This window comes from Desulfobaculum sp., assembly GCF_054921475.1.
Genome location: NZ_JBUDSW010000281.1, coordinates 1 through 4,294, shown reverse-complemented (window position 1 = coordinate 4,294; position 4,294 = coordinate 1). Strand labels below are relative to the sequence as shown.

Genomic DNA, 4,294 nt, shown 5'->3' with positions numbered 1-4,294 from the left:
CGGCCTCTGGCGTGACAGGCCAGCGTTATAACCGACTTAACTACGGCTCCGCATTTGAGACAACGCCTCGCGTCGTCTGAGGAGACAATGGCGAATTTTGCCCGGTATGTCAACGCAAAACAGCGAATTTCGCCCGATTTTCTCGCATTCTGGCGCGGCACAAAGCGGTGCAATTTCGCATGGTGAGGCGATGATAGAATGCGGACCATGACGCCAACGCAGGTGCAGGACAAGCACCCATGCGGCGCAGAAAATTCATTGTCTTGGAGCAAACGATGAAAGGCTGCAAATGACATCAAAACACTGCGACGTGCGCAGTGAAAAACGGTCAACCTTGATACGGCACTGCAATTCGCCTATGGTTTGATTACCCCTCAAAAGGGCGGAAACACTTTACAACACGACACAATACAAACGGAACACAATGATAGCGATTGCCACATTACTGCTTATTCTCATCGTATCGATGATCCTCACGCGCATGGCGAGCCTTGCGCTCACTCACACGGGCCTATCGCGTCAGGCCGCGAAATTTCAGGCGCGGTCGGCATTTACTGGCGTTGGATTCACCACGTCGGAGTCCGAAAAGGTGGTCAATCACCCTGTGCGGCGGCGCATTTTGCTCCTGCTTATGCTGCTGGGCAATGCGGGTGTGGCGACGGCCATTGTTACGCTGCTTATCGGCTTCATCAATGTACAAAATACGGGGTCGCTGTGGCTACGGGCGGGGCTGCTGATTGTTGGCCTTGCCGCACTACTGGCGCTGACCACCAGCCAACGGTTCGACAGGCTCCTGTCGCGCATCGTTTTCCGGGCAATGAAGCGCTATACGGCGCTTAACGTCCGCGACTATGCCGCGCTGCTGCACCTGACGGGCGACTACTCCATTGGCGAGGTCTTCGTACAGAAACAGGACTGGATGGCGGACCGCACCCTTGCCGAACTCCGCTTGCAGGACGAAGGCGTCGTGGTGCTTGCCATCACGCGTTCGGACGGCACATTCCTTGGTACGCCGAAGGGTGCCACCACCCTGCGCGCCGCGGATACGCTTGTCGTCTATGGCCGCGCCGGAGCCATCCGCAGTCTGGATGACAGGCGCAGCGGCACTGGCGGCGAAATCGCCCACGTAGAGGCCGTTGCCGAACAAAAACAGGAGCAGCAGAAGGAGCAGGAGCAAGATGTAGAGGTCTCGCCGCACAAGGACTGACCGGCATCACGCCCCGCCCAGTGCCCGCCTCCTCAAGCCACCTCAGCCCAAGACGGAACATATGCAGATTCACGACCTTCCAGATACAGCCACCTCCGACGCCGCAACAGCGCGCAGCAACCGCACGGCGTTTCTCATTGACGCGCAGGACTATTATCAGGCCGTTGCGGAATCCATCCTCAAGGCGGAGCGCTCCGTCATCATTCTCGGCTGGGACATAGACAGCCGCATCCGCCTGCGTGGTGACGACGATATGCGCCTGCACGAACTCCTCAACCATGTCGTCACAGAGCGCCCGGACCTACACATCCACGTGCTGATATGGGACTTCCCCCTCCCCTACAGCTTTGACCGCGAGCCGCTGCAGGAAGTCAACTTCCCCCGCAAAACGCACAAAAACATCCACTTTCACCTCGACGATGAACTCCCGGTCGGTTCGTCGCACCATCAAAAGGTCATCGTGATTGACGACGCGGTTGCCTATGTGGGCGGCATGGACGTAACAGGAGCGCGGTGGGATACACCGGAGCACCCGCCGCAGGACCCACGCCGCACCACGCCGGGTGGCGACGAATACGGTCCCTACCACGACATTCAGATGGTTGTTGACGACGAAATGGCGACACTGCTGGGCAATATGGCCCGAAAGCGCTGGCTATGGGCCACAGAGGAAGCCCTTTCCCCGCCGCCGCCACCCGCTGGCGACCCGTGGCCGGAAAGCGTCACCCCGGCGCTCCGGGACCATGTGCTCGCCATGGCGCTGACGCTGCCGCCCTACAAAGGCCGCCGGGCCCGGCGCGAAATTGAAGCGCTCTATCTGGACAATATCGCCAAGGCCCAGCATCGCATCTACATTGAGAATCAATACTTCACTTCCGCCAGCATCCGCGACGCCATCGCCAAGCGCCTTGCCGAGGCAAACGGCCCGGACATCCTCATCGTCATTAACGAGATGCCCACGGGACTTCTGGAGCAGCTGGTCATGGAGCCGCTGCAATCCGACGTTTTCGATGCGCTGTACGAGCAGGACACACACGGCCGCCTCGCCGTCTACTGCCCGTATGCGGACAAAAATTTCCAAACCTCCGTCAAGGTCCACGCCAAGCTGCTGCTGATTGACGACGCCTTCGTCACTGTCGGCTCCGCCAACCTCAACGACCGCTCCATGGGGCTGGACTCCGAATGCAACCTTGCGCTGCGGCAATCCAGCGGGGACGACGCCTCGCTTCGGGACCTGCGCCGCCATCTCATCGCGCACCATCTTGGCGTGAACGATGACGAATACGCCAGCGAGGAAGAACGCTCCGGCATGCTTGAGGCCGTCAAAGCCCTCCAATCGCGCAAGGGCCGCCTGCTTCCCGAGCCGGAGAGCCGGTATTCCGCGCCGCTGCCCGTGGACCCAGAGCTTGCGCGCCCGCTGGACTCCCCGCACCCAGCGCTGTACGACTCCATCCTTGACGAGTATTCCGGGCCGGACAACTCGCAAAAGAGCTTCGCCCGGATACTCGCCTTCAGCGCCATGCTCGCCGCCTTCGTGCTCCTCGCCATTCTGTGGCGGTACACTCCGCTCTCGCGCTACGTAACGCCGGACGCACTTCTGCACTGGGCGGCGCACATTCGCGAGCTGCCCCTCGCGCCGCTGCTTGCGCCGCTGGCCTTCGTCTTCGGTGGTCTCGTCATGTTCCCGGTGACGCTGCTCATCGTCCTCACCGCCAGCATCTTTTCGCCTGCGGAGTCCTTTGCCATCTCCACCGCCGGGTGTCTGCTGTCCGCCTTCACGGTCTATTCCATTGGCGAATACCTCGGGCACGACTCCGTGCGCCAGCTTGCAGGCTCGCGCATCAACGCCCTCAGCCAGCAGCTGGGCAAGCATGGTCTTGCGTCCATCGTCGTCGTCCGCATTTTGCCCGTGGCACCCTTCTCCATCATCAACCTTGTTGCCGGAGCATCGCACATCAAGCGGCGCGTCTTCCTTACCGGCACCATCCTTGGCATGATTCCCGGCATCATCGGCATGACGCTCTTCGGTGGCCAACTCATGAACGCTATCCGCAACCCCGGTCCCATGACCTTTGGCGTGCTGGGCGCCATCATTGCCCTCGTCATCGGCCTTGGCATGCTTCTGCGCCGCCGCCTCAGGCGCGTCAAAGCCGACCTCGACGCCGAGCCAAGCGGGGATCAATCGTGACCAGCCCCAGTGCCCAGCATCTGCGCGTTGCCACCTACAACATTCACAGCTGGGAAGGCGCAGACAACACAGCCGACCCGCAACGCATTCTCCGCGTCATCGCGGCCCTCAACGCCGACATTATCGCCCTGCAAGAGGTCGTCTCCCCAAATGCGGCAGGCGTCCCCTGCTCCCTGACGGACCTCGCGCAGGAGCTTGGCTATCACGCCATTTTCGGCCAGACCATGCTCCGCCCCGACACGCGCTACGGCAACGCCCTTCTCAGCCGCCAAAAACCACAAATCGTCCGGCATCACTCCCTCGCCATCCACAGGCGCGAACCGCGCGGCGCCATTGAAGCCACGTTTACCTTCGCCAGCACCGTGCGCATCTTCGCAACGCATTTCGGCCTCAGCGCCAGAGAGCGTCGCGTTCAATTTGCCAAGCTGCACACACTGCTTCAGCGCGGCGCGCCAGAGGTCAGCATCCTGCTGGGCGACCTCAACGACTGGTTTCCCCTCAGCCCCCTTCGGCGGCGCCTGCGCCTCGCATTCGGGCACGCCCCAGCCCCCCGCACCTTCCCCGCACGCTGCCCCCTCTTCGCCCTCGACCGCATCCACGTCACCCCTGCGGGACGGCTGCGCCATCTCGCCCGCCACAACACCCCAGAAGCCAAGCACGCCTCCGATCATTTGCCGCTGGTTGCAGATATTCAGGTGGGGGAATCGTCAGAGGGATGAAAAAGCGAAGCGATTATGGGAGAGGAAGATGCCTCCGGCGGCTTTAGCTCTTAGTCCGTTCGGCCTGGAAAGGGCGAAGGGGCTTAGAGATAAAGATAGCAGAGCTGGTTAAGAGCCGCGGGCCCTTAACGATCCCATTTATACGCCAGTGCTGCGTACCAGACACGCGGCCTCTATCAG

General features: G+C 61.4%; 3 protein-coding genes. All 3 read left to right on the top strand.

From position 1 onward, the window contains the following. The first annotated feature begins 424 nt into the window (after positions 1 to 424). The 3 genes from ACY69P_RS14575 (at position 425) to ACY69P_RS14565 (ending at position 4,114) form a co-directional block, all read left to right on the top strand. Entirely contained in the window at positions 425 to 1,207 is a 783-nt protein-coding gene (locus tag ACY69P_RS14575; protein WP_462327996.1) for a TrkA C-terminal domain-containing protein, read from the top strand. A gap of 61 nt (positions 1,208 to 1,268) precedes the next feature. After that, on the top strand, positions 1,269 to 3,395 hold the full coding sequence (locus tag ACY69P_RS14570; protein WP_462327995.1) for a VTT domain-containing protein: 2,127 nt from the start codon (positions 1,269 to 1,271) through the stop codon (positions 3,393 to 3,395). Beyond that, a complete protein-coding gene (locus ACY69P_RS14565) occupies positions 3,392 to 4,114 on the top strand; it encodes an endonuclease/exonuclease/phosphatase family protein (protein ID WP_462327994.1) in 723 nt (240 codons plus the stop codon). The genes ACY69P_RS14570 and ACY69P_RS14565 overlap by 4 nt, the downstream gene beginning before the upstream one ends. Positions 4,115 to 4,294 lie beyond the last annotated feature (180 nt).